This window comes from Limnobacter sp. (assembly GCF_036846585.1).
Classification (GTDB): domain Bacteria; phylum Pseudomonadota; class Gammaproteobacteria; order Burkholderiales; family Burkholderiaceae_B; genus Limnobacter.
Map to the genome: position 1 here is coordinate 136862 of NZ_DAIUBR010000001.1, position 15981 is coordinate 152842.

Genomic DNA, 15981 nt, shown 5'->3' on the forward strand with positions numbered 1-15981 from the left:
GCTGGATTAACCAACAGATGCCAGGAATCAACAGCCTGCCGTGCATTTGCCTTTGCCGTCAAAGCGCATGGTTTTGCCACTGAGCGGCACGTGCACTGGCACTTTGGTGACTTTCATGAACTGTTCGGTCTTGGTGCCGGCAATCACCTTGCCGTTCAGGGTGGCCACTTCATTGGCATGTGAAGCAATCACAGCCCTGGGTTTAACCAGTTCGTTGATCACATAGGCTGCTTCACGCGGGCCTGTGGTGAAGGTATCCCCAATGTTCATCACGGCCAGTTGCGGCTTGTAATACTCGCCCACCACTTCTTTCTGCTCGGCGGTAATGCCGGTGTCGCCACTCAGGTACACCGTCAAGCCGTTGCTGAATTTCACCACATACCCTGTGGCCGGGCCTGCATAGGCGGTAATGCCGGTTTCTTTCAGCAACTCACCCAAACGCTGGCCCACAAACTCACCTGAAATGCCATTGCTGTGCGCAGCAGGCACGGTGGTAATTTCTACACCGCCAAAGGTTTGCATGGCTCCAAAACGAACCAGCACTGAATTTTTCTCGTCACCACCAGCCTGTTTCAGCTTGTTGGCCAAGAAGGATGGCATCTCGCTGCCTGTCACAATCTTTGCGCCGGTTTTCACGGCAATGTTCACACTGCCTGAATTGGGCAAGGCACTCACCGAGATATCGGGCTTGTCGCAACTGCCAGCATTGGGTGCCGGGTTGTGGCGGTCGCCTAAGTGATCGCCGTGCATGTGGCTAATCAATACCACATCAATTTTTCCCAGGCGTGCGTCTTCTGCGCCAGCCACGGTGCGGCCTGCGTCGTACAAAATTCGGGTGCCATTGGGGTCCTCGAAAATCATGGCGCGGTCAAACCGGCAAAACTCACCCTCTTGCCCGCCCAAAGGGGTCACTTTGACCAAGCCTTGGGCCTGAACTGCCAAGGGAAACATGAAAACAAGGGGAATCGTGCGAAGGAAAGAACGAATTGTCATACTGCTACCTGCTCAATGGGTGATACAACCGAATATTACAATGGCGAGGATCCCGAACAATTTGCCTGGCTTAATGCCTTGGCAGTGCGATGCATCTTGTTACGGGAGAGAAAAGCAAGCCAGTCGTCAATGTTCACTGGCAGCGGCGCAGCTTTGGCTTGGTAAACCGTTGGATACACCGGGTTGTAAGTTGACAAGGCTGCATTCATTTCCGCTGCCGTTTGTACAAGACAACTCAAGGCATCACCTTGTTTCTTCAATGACTCAAAGCAAAGCTCGTCCGGGCTAAAGCGAACCAAACCCAGCTTAAGCAAAGGCTTTCTGGGGAAGTCTCTCAGGTTCCACGTCAAAACGGCCACGGGGGCCTGAACCTGGTGCCGTAACGCCAAGGCCGACGCAGCCACATGGCGGTCTTTCTCATCCACTGAACGCACATCGGCCAGGTAAGGTTCATGTGCTTGGGGCAATACGACAGCATTCATTCGTTTGGGCAAGGCCGTGCGTTCTGCAGCCGCGTCATCGGGGTGCAAACGCCCCAGGCGCACCAAATTCCGGTAACACTCATTTTCAATATATGGGGTCCAGTACAAGGTGGCTTGGTGCCGCTTGGCCAATGTAACAGCCAGCCAGCGCGTCCATTCCGAAAACAGGATGTTGGCGTCTAGCAGCCAATATTGGGGCACATCGGGTTTGCCAAAAACAACGCTCATGTCGTGTTCCTGTGCTTCAGCGGCGCTTCATGTAAAAAATGAATGCGCCTTCCTGATCTGCCTGTTCCAGCAACTCATTGCCGGTTTGTTTGGCAAACATGGCAAAATCGCGCACAGAACCCGGGTCGGTGGATTTCACTTTGAGCACCTGGCCGCTTTGCATTTCGGCCAAGGCCTTTTTGGTTCTCAAAATAGGCAGCGGGCAATTCAATCCACTGGCGTCGACTTCACGGTCAAAATTCATGTCTCTTGCTCCTTTCTTATTTCTCGGTTACTGCTTGTGAGTGATATCTATGTTAATTCAATCCAGTTAACAGGCAGCTGACGCGCCTCAAGCCAGTCCGCCATGGCCAGGCCTGTGCCCATGCGCCAAGGGCGCAGTTCAGCGGGCGCAACCAACTTGTAGTCAGCCAGTTCTTCCGACAGACTAACCTGCCCGGTGGCCTTGATGTGATAACAAATAATCACTTCATTTTTCATTGGGAAGGGGTAAACACCAATCAGGCTGCTTTCCAGCGCATCCAGATTGGTTTCTTCCTTCAATTCGCGAATGGCACCTTGCTCGGGTGTTTCGTTACGTTCCAGAAACCCGGTAATGAGCGCGTAGAAATGCGCAGGCCACGCCACATTGCGGGCCAACAATACTTTGTCTTCGTATTCCACCAAAGCCGCCACCACGGGCACCGGGTTGCCCCACTGCATAAAACCACAAGCACCGCAGGCCATTCTTGGCTGGCCCGAATGCTGAAGTTCGTGCAGTTTGGTGGCACACATGGGGCAATATTGGTAAACGGCTTTGCTCATGCTGCGCCTTGGCTTTGTTTGTTTCTTACTTGTTTTTAATCCAATCAACCACACTGGCCAGTGCAGCATCCAGGTTTTCAGGTTGTGTGCCACCGGCTTGCGCCATGTCGGGGCGGCCACCACCCTTACCACCCACCTGTAGGGCAACAAAGTTGACCAGTTCACCCGCTTTCACTTTGGCCGTTGCGTCTTTGCTCACCGATGCGATCAGGCTGACTTTGCCTTCCAGCACGGTGGCCAGCACCAAGGCGGCATTGCCCAGTTTGTCCCGCAGTTTGTCGGCGGCTTCGCGCAATTGCTTCACATCCGCGCCGTCCAGCTTGGCGGCCAGCACTTTCACGCCGTCAACATCCACTGCCTGTCCGGCCAGGTCATCGCCCTGGCTGGCAGCCAGTTTGCTTTTCAGGCGGTCCAGTTCCTTTTCCAGATTTTTGACCTGGTCCATCATTTGGCTGATTTTTGCTGTGGCCTCGGCAGCGGGCACACGCAGGCTTTGCGCAATGGCATCGACCTGGGCTTGCGCTTTCTGCGCGAATTCCATCGCGCCCAAGCCCGTGGTGGCTTCCACGCGGCGAATGCCCGCGGCAACGCCACTTTCGCTGGTGATCTTGAACAGGCCAATGTCGCCGGTGCGCTGCACATGCGTGCCGCCGCACAATTCGCACGACGAGCCAATGTCCAATACCCGCACGGTGTCGCCGTACTTCTCGCCAAACAACATCATGGCACCTGCGCTTTTTGCGCTTTCAATGTCCATGACCCTCGCTTGCGTCTCAGCGTTGGCCAGAATTTCTTCGTTCACAATGCGCTCCACTTGCGCAATTTGTTCGGGGGTCATGGCGCTGTGGTGCGCGAAGTCGAAGCGGGTTTTTTCTGCGTCCACCAGTGAACCTTTCTGGCTGACATGCTCGCCCAGCACTTCGCGCAAAGCTTTGTGCATCAAGTGGGTGGCGCTGTGGTTGCGAATGGTGCGGTTGCGCTGATATTGGTCGACCTGCGCACCCACGGCATCGCCCACTTTCAATTCACCAGTTACCAGTTCACCATGGTGGCCAAACACATTGGCTTGAATTTTTTGCGTGTCTTCGACCCGGAACAAATTCAAACAAGCCGCACCACTTGAAATTTCGCCCTGATCGCCCACCTGGCCGCCGCTTTCGGCGTAGAAAGGGGTTTGGTCCAGCACCACCACGCCTTGCTGCCCGGCCGTGATGCTGTTCACCGAAGTGCCGTTCACGTAAATGGCAGTAATTGTGGCGTTGGCCACTTCAAGCGCGTAGTAGCCCTTGAATTCAGTGGACACGCCGCTGTAGGCCAAATCAGCATCCATCTTGAACTTGCCTGCTGCGCGGGCCTGTTGCTTTTGCTTGTTCATGGCGGCATCAAACGCGGCGTCGTCCACACTCATTTCGCGTTCGCGGCACACGTCGGCGGTCAAATCCAGCGGAAAACCATAGGTGTCGTGCAGCTTGAATGCGGTGTCCCCATCCAGCATGCCACCCTTGGGCAGGGCACCCAAAGCGGAATCAAGAATGCTCATACCGTTTTCAATGGTCTCGAAGAAGCGCTCTTCTTCGGCTTTCAAAATGCTTCGTACCTGTGCGGCGGCCTTGGCCAGTTCAGGATAGGCCTCGCCCATTTCAGTCACCAGATCGCCCACCATGGCATTGAAGAATGGCTTGCGACAACCCAGTTTGTAGCCATGGCGAATGGCGCGACGAATAATGCGGCGCAACACATAGCCACGGCCTTCATTGCCGGGAATAACGCCATCGACGACCAAAAATGAACACGCACGAATGTGATCAGCAATCACGCGCAATGAATTGTTGCTCAGTTCCACCAGATGGCCTTGGGCAGTTACTTCACGCGCGGCGGCTTTGATCAATGCCTGAAACAAATCAATTTCATAATTGCTGTGCACATGCTGCAGCACGGCGGCAATGCGCTCCAGGCCCATGCCAGTGTCTACGCAGGGCTTGGGCAACGGGTGCAGCACGCCATCGGCGCTGCGGTCGAACTGCATGAACACCAGGTTCCACACTTCAATGTAGCGGTCGCCATCTTCTTCAAGGCTTCCGGGTGGGCCACCCCACACGTCCGGGCCGTGGTCGTAAAAAATTTCAGTGCAAGGTCCGCAAGGACCGGTGTCGGCCATTTGCCAGAAGTTATCCGATGCATAACGCGCACCCTTGTTGTCGCCAATGCGAATAATGCGCTCGGCAGGCACGCCCACCTGCTTGTTCCAGATGTTATAGGCCTCGTCGTCTTCCTGGTACACGGTCACATACAGTTTCTCGGCGGGCAGGCCATACACTTTGGTCAGCAATTCCCAAGCGTATTGAATCGCGTTTTCCTTGAAGTAATCGCCAAAACTGAAGTTGCCCAGCATTTCAAAGAAGGTGTGGTGGCGCGCGGTGTAGCCCACATTTTCCAGGTCGTTGTGCTTGCCGCCTGCGCGAACCGAGCGCTGGCTTGAAGTGGCACGGGTGTAGGGTCGCTTGTCTTTGCCGGTGAACACGTCTTTGAACTGCACCATGCCGCTGTTGGTAAACAACAGGGTGGGGTCGTTGCCCGGGACCAGGCTGCTTGAAGGCACAATGGTGTGCCCCTTGCTGGCAAAGAAATCAAGAAACTTTTCGCGAATGTCAGCGACTTTCATGTTGGGGCTACCTTCCTGAATAAAGCGGCGTGCGGTTTTTGGTCTAACCTTCAATTATAAGGTCATTCGATCCGTAAAAAGCCCTTTCACGCCCAAGGCTTGCAGCGTTTTCGCCTGTTCCGCATCGTTCACCGTGTAAACCCGAACCACGCGGCCAGTAGTGTGTATGCGGCGCAGGGCGGCGGGTTCAGCCCCGCTCCAGTGCAAGTGAATGGCGCTGGCCTGCAAGGCCTCGGCATGCAAGGTCCAATTGTCAGGCAGCTGCTCGTACAGCAAAGCCAGGTCAAAACCCTTCAGGGGCAAAAGGCTGGCGTGGTAAAAACTGGAGAATACCCAATGCTTGCGAATGTGCGCCTGTTGATCAACAGGCAAGCCTTCAATTACCGCCAGCACCGCCCGCCCCAAGGCAATGGCGTTGGCTGGTTGGGTGGCTTTCAGTTCCACATTGGCGTGCAGGCCATGCCCCAAACAAAACTCCATGGTTTGCGCAAGGCAGGGTATGGGCTCGCCTTTCACGGCGTAATGCCGCAGGTCGCGCGCGCGCAGTGAATCAAACCGGGTCAGCGCATCGGTGGCTGCCATGGTGGGGTCGATGGATTGTGCACACCGCCCCATCACCCAGTCGTGGTGAATCATTGGCACGCCATCGCAAGTCAGCATCACATCAAACTCAACAGCATCAAACCCTGCATTTAATGCAATTTCAAAACCTTTTAAAGTGTTTTCCAATTCACCTTTTCCGCTGCCGCGATGCGCCCAAAGCCTCATTTTTCAAAACCCCTGTTGTATAAAATACGTGATTAAGCGCACACTCGAATAAAGAATTTATTTCATTTTATAAATTAAATGACCGGAACTTCGATGGCTTAAGTAGAGTCCCTAGCAATGTTAAGGTAAATGACGTGACCGTAGCCATTGTGTGCACCCTTCGACACAACTACAAGGAGTGATCTGAATGTCCCTGCAAACTTTTGAACGCCGAGAAAGCGATGTACGCGGATACAGCCGCACCTACCCCGTGGTTTTCGACAAAGCCCTCAATGCCCGGCAAACCGATGAAAACGGCAACGAGTACATCGACTTTTTTGCGGGCGCAGGCGTGTTGAACTTTGGTCACAACAACGAACGCATGCAAAAAGCGGTGATTGCGTATATTCAATCGAACGGCGTGACGCACAGCCTGGACATGGCCACGGTGGCAAAGCGCGCTTTCATCGAGAAATTCGAGGACGTGGTGCTGAAGCCACGCAACATGCCACACAAAATGCAGTTCATGGGCCCCACCGGCACCAACTCGGTGGAAGCCGCACTGAAAATTGCACGCCGTGTAACGGGTCGCCAGCAAATGGTGTCGTTCTCGCATGGTTTTCACGGCATGACCCTGGGCTCACTGGCCTGCACGGCCAACGCCTATTTTCGCGGCGCCGCTGGCGTGCCTTTGCCGCACGTAACCCACCAAGCCTTTGGCTGCGAAACACCGTGCAAGGGCTGCACCCTGGGTTGTGGCGAAGAAAGCATTGCGCGCATGCGTGCTTTGTACACCGACACATCCAGCGGCGTGAGCCCTCCCGCTGCGTTTCTGGTGGAAACCATTCAAGCCGAAGGAGGCGTGAAAGTAGCCAGCGCCAAATGGCTTCAACAACTGCAAACCCTTGCGAAAGAAATTGGCGCATTGCTGATTGTGGACGACATTCAGGTGGGCTGTGGCCGCACCGGCACCTACTTCAGCTTTGATGAACTGGGCATCGACCCCGACATCATTTGCCTTGCCAAGGGCGTGGGCGGCTGGGGCACGCCCATGGCCCTGAATCTGGTGAAACCGGAAATTGACAAGCACTGGGCACCAGGCGAACACACCGGCACATTTCGCGGGCAAAACCTGTCGTTCGTGGCCGGGCGTGAAGCGCTGACCTACTTCGAAAACGATGAATTAATGAACGAAGTAAAACGCAAAGCCAAGGTGATGCGCGCAGCCATGCAAAGCCTGGTTGAACGCCACCCGCAACTGGAACTGACAGGCAAGGGCATGATTCTGGGCCTGAATGTGGGTGGCACTGACACATCCAAAACCATCGTGAACCAGTGTTTTGAAAACGGGCTGATGATTGCAAGCTGCGGCACCGGTGGGCGGGTCATCAAACTGATTCCACCGCTGACCATTCCCGACACAGATCTGGAAGAAGGTTTGAACACCCTGAGCAAGGCCGTGGACATGGCCATGGAGGCCGCATGAAAAAACGCGACGACATGACCTTTCCTTTCGAGGAATACGAACGCCGCATTGCCGAGCTGCGCGCCCGAATTGCACAACGCAGGCTGGATGCAGTGGTGATCACCGACCCTGAAAACATCATGTACCTGACCGACTACCAAACCACCGGGTATTCGTTTTTTCAGGCACTGGTGGTACCGCTTGAAGACGAACCTTTCATGATCACCCGCGCACTGGAGGAATCGAATGTATTCGCCCGCACCTGGGTGGAACAATCGCGCCCCTACCCCGACACGGGCGATGCCATTCAAATGTTGCTGGACGCATTGCGTGAATTCCGGCTGGACGACAAACGCCTGGGGTACGAACGCAACAGCTATTTCTTCCCGGCCTATCAACAAGACTTCGTGCACACCCGCCTAAGCAAAGGCAAATTGCTGGATTGCTTCGGCATTGTGGAGCAAGGGCGTTTGCGCAAATCGAAAATCGAAATTGAACTGATGCGAAAAGCGGCAGATGCGACAGAGGCAGGCATGAAAGCGGGCCTTGAAGCGTGTGCTGCAGGCGTTACAGAAAACGACATTGGTGCAGCCATTTCTGCAGCCATGTTCAAGGCCGGGGGTGAACCCCCCGCCGTGATGCCCTATGTCACCAGCGGGCCACGCAGCATGATTGGCCACGCCACCTGGGAAGGCCGCGTGGTGCAACCCGGCGAGCATGTGTTTCTGGAGGTGGGTGGATGCTTTCGCCGCTACCACACCGCCATGATGCGCACCGCCATTGTGGGCCCGCTCAGCGATTCCATGTACAAGGCACAGGAAACCATGAAGCACGCGCTGGACACTGTGCACGAGTATTTCCAGCCCGGTATGACCGTTTCGGATGCAGACAACCTGATCCGCAACATCATCACCCACAACGAGGTGGGTGCAAGGCTGATCACGCGTTCCGGCTATTCAATCGGCATTGCCTTTCCACCCAGCTGGGACGAGGGCTACATCATGAGCCTGAAACAGGGCGAATCATCAATACTTGAAGAAGGCATGACCTTTCACATCATCCCGTGGATGTGGGGCGTAGACGGCAACAAAACCTGCGGCATTTCCGACACCATCATCATTACCAAAGACGGCTGTGAATCCTTCTTCTCGCTCGATCGCGACTTCACCGTAAAACCGGAGAAAAAAGTGTACGCGCTGAAGAAAACCATCACGGAATCAGATTCCAAGGAGGACCAAGCTGTATGACCACCACCATGCTTGTTTCAACCAACCCCTTCACAGGCAAAAAAATTGCCGAACATGCCGCATTGCAAGGCGAGCAAATTACCGCGCAGATCGGGCTGGCTGCAGCGGCCTTCCCGGCCTGGTCTGCCAAATCATTTGCAGAGCGCGGCAAGGTAATGCACGCCGTGGCGGCACAACTGCGCAAACACAAAAACAAATTGGCTGAGTTGATGGCCCTTGAAATGGGCAAACCCGTGAAGGAAGGTGGCCCCGAAGTGGAGAAGGCGGCGGCCTGCTGTGAATATTACGCCGAACATGCTGGCAAACACCTGGCTGATGAATGGATCGCGTCCGACGCCTCGGAAAGCTATGTAAAGTACCAGCCGCTGGGCACGCTGCTGGGCATACTGCCCTGGAATGCACCCGCCTGGCTGGCCTTTCGCTACCTGGCACCGGCCCTGATGGCAGGCAACACCTGCGTGATGAAGCACGACCCCAATGTGCCCGCCACTGCGCAGGCACTGGCCGACATTTTTAAGGAAGCCAACGCGCCTGCTGGCGTGGTGGTTAATTTGCCTGTGCGCACAGAACATGTGGAGCAAGCCATTCGCGACCCCAGAATTGTGGCTGTCAGCTTTACAGGTTCCAGCGCGGCAGGCAGAAAGGTCGCCGCCACGGCGGCATCAGAACTGAAACCCGCAGTACTGGAACTGGGGGGCTCTGACCCCTGCATTGTGTTGGCCGACGCTGACTTGCAACGCGCGGCTGACATTGTCGTGTTGTCGCGTACCATCAATGCTGGCCAAAGCTGCATTGCGGCGAAACGAATTTTGATTGAAGCCAGGGTGTACGAGGAATTCACCACCCTGCTGAAAGTACGCCTTGCAAAACTGAAACCAGGCAACCCATTGGACACGACCACTGACATTGGCCCCATTGCCCGAAAAGACCTGCGCGAGAACCTTCACCGACAAGTGCAACAAACAATTGCCGAAGGCGCCAGCTGCCTGCTGGGTGGCGAATTACCATCGGCGCCCGGCTTTCAGTACCCCCCCACCTTGCTGGCCAATGTAAAGCCGGGTATGTGCGCCTTCGAAGAAGAAACCTTCGGCCCTGTGATGGCCGTGATGTCGATAGAAAACTTTGATGAAGCATTGCTTGTTGCCAACAAGACAAATTACGGTTTGGGATCTAGTATATGGACTGCCAGCACCAGCAAAACCATTCGTGCAATCAATGAATTGCAGGCCGGGCAAGTGGCGGTGAATGGCATCGTAAAAACCGACCCCCGATTGCCCAGTGGTGGCATCAAGCAATCAGGTTATGGCCGGGAGCTTGGGCCACACGGCATACGCGAGTTTGTCAACGCCAAGCAGGTCTGGATTAAATAGAGGCAGTCGAGGAGACCCAACCAAATGATCAAAGTCAGTGTGATGTACCCCAATACGCAAGGCGTAAGCTTCGACCACGAATATTACCGTGACAAGCACATGCCACTGGTCAAAAGCAGAATGGGCGGTGCCCTTCGCTACTACACGGTCGACAAATGCCTGGCTGGTGGCGCGGGCGATTCCCCCGCCTTTGTGGCCATGGCGCATTTGTTCTGCGATTCCGTGGATGCGTTTCAGGCAGGCTTTGGCCCGCATGCCGAAAGCATCATGGGAGACGTTCCGAACTACACCAACTCCACGCCTGTTATTGTGATCAGCGACGTGGTGGTCGGGAAACCCTAAACAGGTTTTGGAAACTTCGCGATAATTCTGTCGAACTGACTGGCAAAGGTTTTCCGGTCTGCCTGGCTGTATGCGGGCGGGCCGCCTGTGTCTATTCCGCTTGCGCGCATGGTGTCCATGAAATCGCGCATGGTGTGCAAGGCCTTGATGTTCTCGGCGCTGAACAGTTCACCCCGTGGACTTAACACCTGTGCACCTTTCTCCACCAATTGGGCCGCCAGCGGAATATCGCTGGTGATCACCAAATTCCCTGCTTCAACACGGCGCACAATTTCGTCATCTGCCTCGTCGAAACCGCGTGGTACTTGCAACAGCTTGATGTACTTTGAAGGCGGCGTGCGAATGTACTGGTTCGCCACCAAGGTGGTTTCTATCCCGGTGCGGTCGGCTGCGCGAAAAATGATTTCCTTCACAGCGACAGGGCAAGCGTCGGCGTCAACCCAGATTTTCATTGGTTTTTCAACTTACAGGAATACGGATTAGAGCGAGACTTCATTTGAGATAGGTCAAATTCATTCAACATTTTCCTGAGATTTGTCTAGCTCGGATTATTGGTCACAGCTCGTTTGACTCTGGAGGACCCAAGATTCATTTTGACTTTCAAATATATTCGCCTCGTTTTCACTTTGATTGTGGACGGGACTTTGGCAGTTGTAAACCATCGACAGCGAAGTGACCGCATTTACTCCACATTGTTTGATGCCCGCCTCAACTGGCCTGCAAGTCTGAGGGATTACCGAATCCATTGGAGACGGTAGCCTGTAAACATTCATTCCCCCTGCAAATTGTTCCAGCAAGAAAACAGATTCTGATCCAGTGTCCATTTTTGTAAGGATCAACAATTCTTTTCCGTGTTTTGAAACTACGCGTGTTTCAGGAAAAAATACATCACCAAGCATTTCTCTCGCAAATTGAAGATCTTTGACTGTCATCAACTTGATTGAACTGCTGAGCCCGTTGTGCGGAAACACCTTCCCTAATCGGCCATCAACTTCATTTGCATCGGTTAAATTATCTAACAACACCCTGGTTTTTGGGTCGTAATGCCAGCTTGTACCATTCCATACAAACAAGAACCCTTGCATTTCATTCCCATCATCCTGGCTTGCCAACAATACAAATCCGAAAAGCACAGATCCAAACGAAACGGGATGCAGGCCACGATATACGGCTGAAGTATTCAAAACCTCCCCGAGTTCCAGTTTTTTGGATTCTTGAACTTCGCCAACTGCATCAAGCTGCTGATAAATGATCTGAATTGGGCCGGTACTGGCACGATTTTCCAAATCTACGACGATGCGTTGTTCTTGATCAGGCTGAACTTGAACCAACGTAACCTCATTGCCGAATACGCGATCAACATGGCCCTCATCTTGGCGCAAATTGCAACCTGACAAAAAAAGTACGGCGATAAGTACAAACGATTGGCTGATTTTCATTTTTTACTCGCCTTACTCAGCTTTTCATAATTGGCCTGCAGCTTGAGGTGGTACAGATTCTCAGCGTACTGTTGCAGTTGAATACAACTTGCGGTTCCAGGACCTTGAGGAAATATCAGGAAATACTTCGTTGTATTGATGGCCGGTCTTCTTCGCAAAATGGTGGGCTTCAAACAATATTTTTGGTCGACCATCTGGCAAAAAACCACCGCCCCGTGATTCGCACATTGCGATCGCCCGGGCCCTTATTCAATTCTATAAGCGTACTGTCATTGGGATGAACGATCCCGCTGGGAAGCACCCCAACGTACCTGCCCTGGAAATAAGCAAGACCCGCAACCGTCTTGGGACCAGTGAGACCGTCGTCGACCAAATTAATTTCAGTCACAATCTTGCTTAACAACCTTTGAACGACCTTTACAGCGTCAGGCAAATTGCGGCCGCCCCGACCCACACTGGCTGAAATCGATTCCATAAATACTCGTATGTCTGGAAAGATGTCGAACCTAACAGAAAAACCTCAAGGGGTAGGAATGTTTGATTTACTCTCATTCCGACCCAAAACCTAGGGATGATCCGAAGCGCATTAACAAAACGAATCCGCTACAGTTTCTCCAGGAATTAAAACTTTTTCAGGTGGGTATATGGGTTTCAAAGTTGCGTTTCTGGGTTTGGGCGTCATGGGTTATCCAATGGCAGGACATTTGGCAAAGGCCGGCCACGAAGTGACCGTGTACAACCGCAGTTCGGCCAAGGCTGAAAAGTGGGTGGCGCAGCACGGCGGCAAAATTGCCACCACCCCGGAAAAAGCGGCGACCGACCAAGACTTTGTATTCGCCTGCGTGGGCAACGACGACGACCTGCGACAAATTTGTACCGGCATCCATGGTGCCTTCCACGGCATGAAGCCCGGTGCGGTATTCATTGACCACACCACCGCCAGTGCAAAAATTGCACGTGAATTGTTTGAACATGCCAAAGACGCGGGTTTCGGCTTCATTGATGCCCCGGTGTCGGGTGGGCAGGCCGGCGCGGAAAATGGCCAACTGACCGTGATGTGCGGGGGAACTCATGCCGACTTCGAACAGTCCAAAGACGTAATTGCAGCCTTCGCCAAGGCAGTGACCCTGATGGGCGACGCTGGCGCAGGCCAATTGACCAAGATGGTAAACCAGGTGTGCATTGCAGGCTTGCTGCAGGGTTTGGCTGAGGCACTGAAATTTGGCATGAATGCCGGGCTGGACGTGAACAAGGCACTTGATGTTATTGGCAAGGGCGCAGCCCAAAGCTGGCAAATGGACAACCGTGGCAAAACCATGGTGGAGGGGAAATTCGATTTTGGATTTGCAGTGGACTGGATGCGCAAAGACCTGAGCCTGGTGCTTGAAGAAGCCCGCCGCAATGGTTCCCAGCTACCGGTGACCGCACTGGTTGATCAGTTCTATGCCGAAGTACAGGGCATGGGCGGCAACCGCTGGGACACCTCCAGCCTGATCAAGCGTTTGTAACGGCCCGCGCCCGCATTAAGTGGAAGGTGCGCCTTACTGGAACGATCACCCACGACTTGGGGCGTGGGTTTGGCGCTCTTGGGCGCCGTCTTTTTTTATGGCGGGCATGAATAAAAAAGTAAAAGAAGGAGTATCAAAATGAGCACAAGCACAGGAAAAATTGTTCGAATTCACAGCACCGGCGCGCCCGATGTGTTGAAATACGAGGACCTTGAAATTGGCCCACCCAAAGCAGGTGAGGTTCAGGTCGAGCACAAGGCAATCGGCCTGAATTTCATTGAAGTGTACTGGCGCACAGGCGTGTACCCCCTGCCCTTGCCCACCAGCATTGGCAACGAAGGCGCGGGCATTGTTCGCGCCGTGGGCGAAGGCGTAAAAGATTTTCAGGTGGGTGATCGCGTGGCCTATGGTTGCGGCCCTCTGGGTTCTTATTGCACCGTGCGCAACATGCCGACACACCCCTTGGTTAAAATCCCCGACGCCATTGATTTCGACACCGCCGCAGCCATGATGCTGAAAGGCTTCACCGCCCAGTACCTGCTTCGCCGCGTCTACAAGGTTCAGGCAGGCGAAACCATTCTGTTCCACGCTGCTGCAGGTGGTGTCGGCACAATTGCCACACAGTGGGCCAAATCGCTGGGTGTGCGGGTTATCGGCACCGTATCAACACGGGAAAAAGCGGAACTGGCCAGGGCCAACGGCTGTGCGGAAGTGATCATTACCAGCGAAGAAAATGTGGTCAAACGCGTAAAAGAACTAACCGACGGCAAAGGCGTACCCGTGGTTTACGACAGCGTGGGCAAAGCAACCTTTGTGGAATCACTGGACTGTTTGAAACCGCGCGGCATGATGGTCAGCTTTGGCAATGCCAGCGGCAAGGTGGATCCTGTCCCCCTGCAATGGCTTGTGGAACGTGGATCGCTGGTGCTGACACGCCCCACCGTGGCCTCTTTCACCGCGGACAAAGCGGAAATGCTGGAAAGCGCGGCGGAAATGTTTGGCGTGGTGGCCAGCGGCGCCGTCAAAATACAGATCAACCAACGCTTTGCGCTGGCCGATGTGGTGAAAGCCCACACTAAACTGGAAAACCGCTGCACCACCGGCAGCACGGTACTGATTCCTTAACAAAGCCAAGCTAGAGCGCAACGTGACCAGTCTGCTGTGCAGGCTGGGCTGTGCCTTTTGAAGCCGATGGGGCATTTCTGGAATTCGCTGTTTTAACAGTGTAAATTTTTAACGACACACCGTGTTGCAACTCGCCTTCCCGAACCCGGTCAATGAAGTGGCGAGTCACCACATGGTCTTTTGACAGCCACATGAACCCGTCAGGCCCCACAAAATCACGTGATAATGTCAGCCCCTCGTACAAATCCTCACCATGCAGAATTTTCTCGTGGGCTTTTTCAGCGGCCCTCAGCTTTTCTAGCGCTGCGGGCAGCACAGCGATCACGGCGGGGTCATACCGCTTGCCAGCGGCTCCCACCAGAAAAGCCTGCGCTTGCTGATCGTCAAATTCCTTGGCAGCAAGCCAGCCCATTTGAAGTTCGTCGTAATCTTCTGACACCGCCAGAATTCTCGCTCCCAAAGGAATACTTTGCTCGGCCAGCCCATCCGGGAATCCTTGCCCATCGTAACGTTCATGGTGGTGCCGAATGATCGCCGCAACCCGTGTCATTTCCAGCAAACCCTGAAATGCCCATTGCCCTTTCATCGGATGCTTCATCAGGGCAACCCTGCTTTCGCCATCGAGCGAAACAAGGGGTTTGAACAAGGTGTCGTCTTTCAGCCCCAGTTTGCCAATGTCATGCAGCAAACCGGCCACATAAATGTCTTGTAATGCATCGTCACCACAGTGCATTTCCTTGGCAATCAACCGGGCCAGCTCGGCAACCCGCAAACCATGAGCGACCAACAGCGGGGAACGCAATTCCATCAGTTTGGAAAAGGATTTGACTGCCCCAAGGTACTGCATCTTGATGTCGCGATGTGCCTGGTCAAGCATCAGTTGGACCTGCTGGATTTCCTGTTGCTGAGAATCCACCGTCTTTTCCAGCGTGGTGTTGGCAAGCTGCAAATCATGAACCAGCGTGGTCAATTGGTCAGCAAGCGCCTGGGCGGTGGCACGCGCCTGCTCTACCAACAACAGTTGTTCTTCGGCACTTTTGTCAACTTCCATGATTCCCTCGCCCCACTACATTGACTAACGGCACGGTTGAGGAAATTCTGAAGTGCGTTATCCCTCAAAATGAAGTGTATATTCATTGATTGAAAACACCCCAATTCAAACGAAAACCAACTTACTCATGAACAAACGTGCCCTAGTTTACTTGGGCCTTGCCAGTGCCACGCTGGCTGGGGCCTACCTATACATCCAGACCACACAAAATACGCCTTCTGTGTCACCAACAGGGCAATATGGTGCTGCGCAGGCGTTGCAATCCTTGTCCATTGTTGATGGAAATTTGACCACAGGTTCGTTTCAAACCCAAGTGCAGGAAGGCCAGAGCATTCAGTTTCTGGTTCACTCCGATGAGACAGACTCACTAATTGTGCAAGGGCTGGACGCACGCATCCCCCTGCCCGGCAATGAAACCACCCTCATCAACCTGAAAGCCAACACCGCGGGCACACACGCAATTGAACTGGATCTGGCCGGCACCACCATCGGGTCAATCGAAGTGCTTGCGAAGTAAG

17 protein-coding genes are annotated in these 15981 nt (G+C 54.0%); 7 read left to right on the forward strand and 10 right to left on the reverse strand.

Features of this window, described 5'->3' with window-relative positions:
* Nucleotides 1-27 precede the first annotated feature (27 nt).
* The 6 genes from V7028_RS00615 to V7028_RS00640 are packed head-to-tail and all read right to left on the reverse strand — an operon-like array spanning nucleotide 28 to nucleotide 5937.
* On the reverse strand, nucleotides 28-993 hold the full coding sequence (locus V7028_RS00615; RefSeq protein ID WP_334118169.1) for an MBL fold metallo-hydrolase: 966 nt from the start codon (nucleotides 991-993) through the stop codon (nucleotides 28-30).
* Nucleotides 994-1028: 35 nt separating this feature from the next.
* Nucleotides 1029-1703 carry a PIN domain-containing protein gene (locus tag V7028_RS00620; RefSeq protein ID WP_334118170.1) on the reverse strand — a complete coding sequence of 225 codons (675 nt, stop codon included), beginning with the start codon at nucleotides 1701-1703 and terminating at the stop codon, nucleotides 1029-1031.
* 16 nt (nucleotides 1704-1719) lie between these two features.
* Nucleotides 1720-1947, reverse strand: coding sequence for a sulfurtransferase TusA family protein (locus V7028_RS00625; protein WP_334118171.1), 228 nt, complete (start codon nucleotides 1945-1947; stop codon nucleotides 1720-1722).
* Between the two features lie 47 nt (nucleotides 1948-1994).
* A complete protein-coding gene (locus tag V7028_RS00630) occupies nucleotides 1995-2507 on the reverse strand; it encodes an NUDIX domain-containing protein (RefSeq protein ID WP_334118172.1) in 513 nt (170 codons plus the stop codon).
* 25 nt (nucleotides 2508-2532) lie between these two features.
* Complete coding sequence (gene alaS / locus V7028_RS00635) at nucleotides 2533-5169, reverse strand: alanine--tRNA ligase (protein ID WP_334118173.1); 2637 nt, start codon at nucleotides 5167-5169, stop codon at nucleotides 2533-2535.
* Nucleotides 5170-5223: 54 nt separating this feature from the next.
* A complete protein-coding gene (locus tag V7028_RS00640; protein ID WP_334118174.1) occupies nucleotides 5224-5937 on the reverse strand; it encodes a glycerophosphodiester phosphodiesterase in 714 nt (237 codons plus the stop codon).
* A 187-nt stretch (nucleotides 5938-6124) separates the two neighbouring features.
* On the opposite strand from V7028_RS00640, the gene V7028_RS00645 reads away from it, so the two are divergent.
* Genes V7028_RS00645 through V7028_RS00660 form a run of 4 tightly spaced genes read left to right on the forward strand, consistent with a single transcriptional unit; the run spans nucleotide 6125 to nucleotide 10340 of the window.
* A complete protein-coding gene (locus V7028_RS00645) occupies nucleotides 6125-7402 on the forward strand; it encodes an aspartate aminotransferase family protein (protein ID WP_334118175.1) in 1278 nt (425 codons plus the stop codon).
* Nucleotides 7399-8628, forward strand: a complete 1230-nt coding sequence (gene doeA / locus V7028_RS00650; protein ID WP_334118176.1) for an ectoine hydrolase — start codon at nucleotides 7399-7401, stop codon at nucleotides 8626-8628. Before V7028_RS00645 ends, doeA begins: the two co-directional genes overlap by 4 nt.
* Entirely contained in the window at nucleotides 8625-9998 is a 1374-nt protein-coding gene (locus V7028_RS00655) for an NAD-dependent succinate-semialdehyde dehydrogenase (protein WP_334118177.1), read from the forward strand. Before doeA ends, V7028_RS00655 begins: the two co-directional genes overlap by 4 nt.
* Before the next feature lie 24 nt (nucleotides 9999-10022).
* A complete protein-coding gene (locus V7028_RS00660) occupies nucleotides 10023-10340 on the forward strand; it encodes an EthD family reductase (RefSeq protein WP_334118178.1) in 318 nt (105 codons plus the stop codon).
* Here V7028_RS00660 and V7028_RS00665 read toward each other — a convergent pair.
* The 3 genes from V7028_RS00665 to V7028_RS15285 all read right to left on the reverse strand — a co-directional run bounded on the left by V7028_RS00665 (nucleotide 10337) and on the right by V7028_RS15285 (nucleotide 12007).
* Complete coding sequence (locus V7028_RS00665) at nucleotides 10337-10792, reverse strand: YaiI/YqxD family protein (protein ID WP_334118179.1); 456 nt, start codon at nucleotides 10790-10792, stop codon at nucleotides 10337-10339. The genes V7028_RS00660 and V7028_RS00665 overlap by 4 nt on opposite strands.
* Nucleotides 10793-10888: 96 nt before the next feature.
* Nucleotides 10889-11779 (reverse strand): hypothetical protein, encoded by an 891-nt coding sequence (locus V7028_RS00670; RefSeq protein ID WP_334118180.1) that lies wholly within the window; start codon nucleotides 11777-11779, stop codon nucleotides 10889-10891.
* Nucleotides 11780-11839: 60 nt separating this feature from the next.
* Nucleotides 11840-12007 (reverse strand): N-acetylmuramidase domain-containing protein, encoded by a 168-nt coding sequence (locus tag V7028_RS15285; protein WP_442918660.1) that lies wholly within the window; start codon nucleotides 12005-12007, stop codon nucleotides 11840-11842.
* A 416-nt stretch (nucleotides 12008-12423) separates the two neighbouring features.
* On the opposite strand from V7028_RS15285, the gene V7028_RS00675 reads away from it, so the two are divergent.
* On the forward strand, nucleotides 12424-13287 hold the full coding sequence (locus V7028_RS00675; RefSeq protein WP_334118181.1) for an NAD(P)-dependent oxidoreductase: 864 nt from the start codon (nucleotides 12424-12426) through the stop codon (nucleotides 13285-13287).
* A 138-nt stretch (nucleotides 13288-13425) separates the two neighbouring features.
* Nucleotides 13426-14412, forward strand: coding sequence for a quinone oxidoreductase family protein (locus tag V7028_RS00680; RefSeq protein WP_334118182.1), 987 nt, complete (start codon nucleotides 13426-13428; stop codon nucleotides 14410-14412).
* A gap of 10 nt (nucleotides 14413-14422) precedes the next feature.
* Here V7028_RS00680 and V7028_RS00685 read toward each other — a convergent pair whose 3' ends face one another.
* Nucleotides 14423-15463, reverse strand: a complete 1041-nt coding sequence (locus V7028_RS00685) for an HD-GYP domain-containing protein (RefSeq protein ID WP_334118183.1) — start codon at nucleotides 15461-15463, stop codon at nucleotides 14423-14425.
* 127 nt (nucleotides 15464-15590) lie between these two features.
* On the opposite strand from V7028_RS00685, the gene V7028_RS00690 reads away from it, so the two are divergent.
* Complete coding sequence (locus V7028_RS00690) at nucleotides 15591-15980, forward strand: hypothetical protein (protein ID WP_334118184.1); 390 nt, start codon at nucleotides 15591-15593, stop codon at nucleotides 15978-15980.
* The last annotated feature ends 1 nt before the right edge of the window (nucleotide 15981 follow it).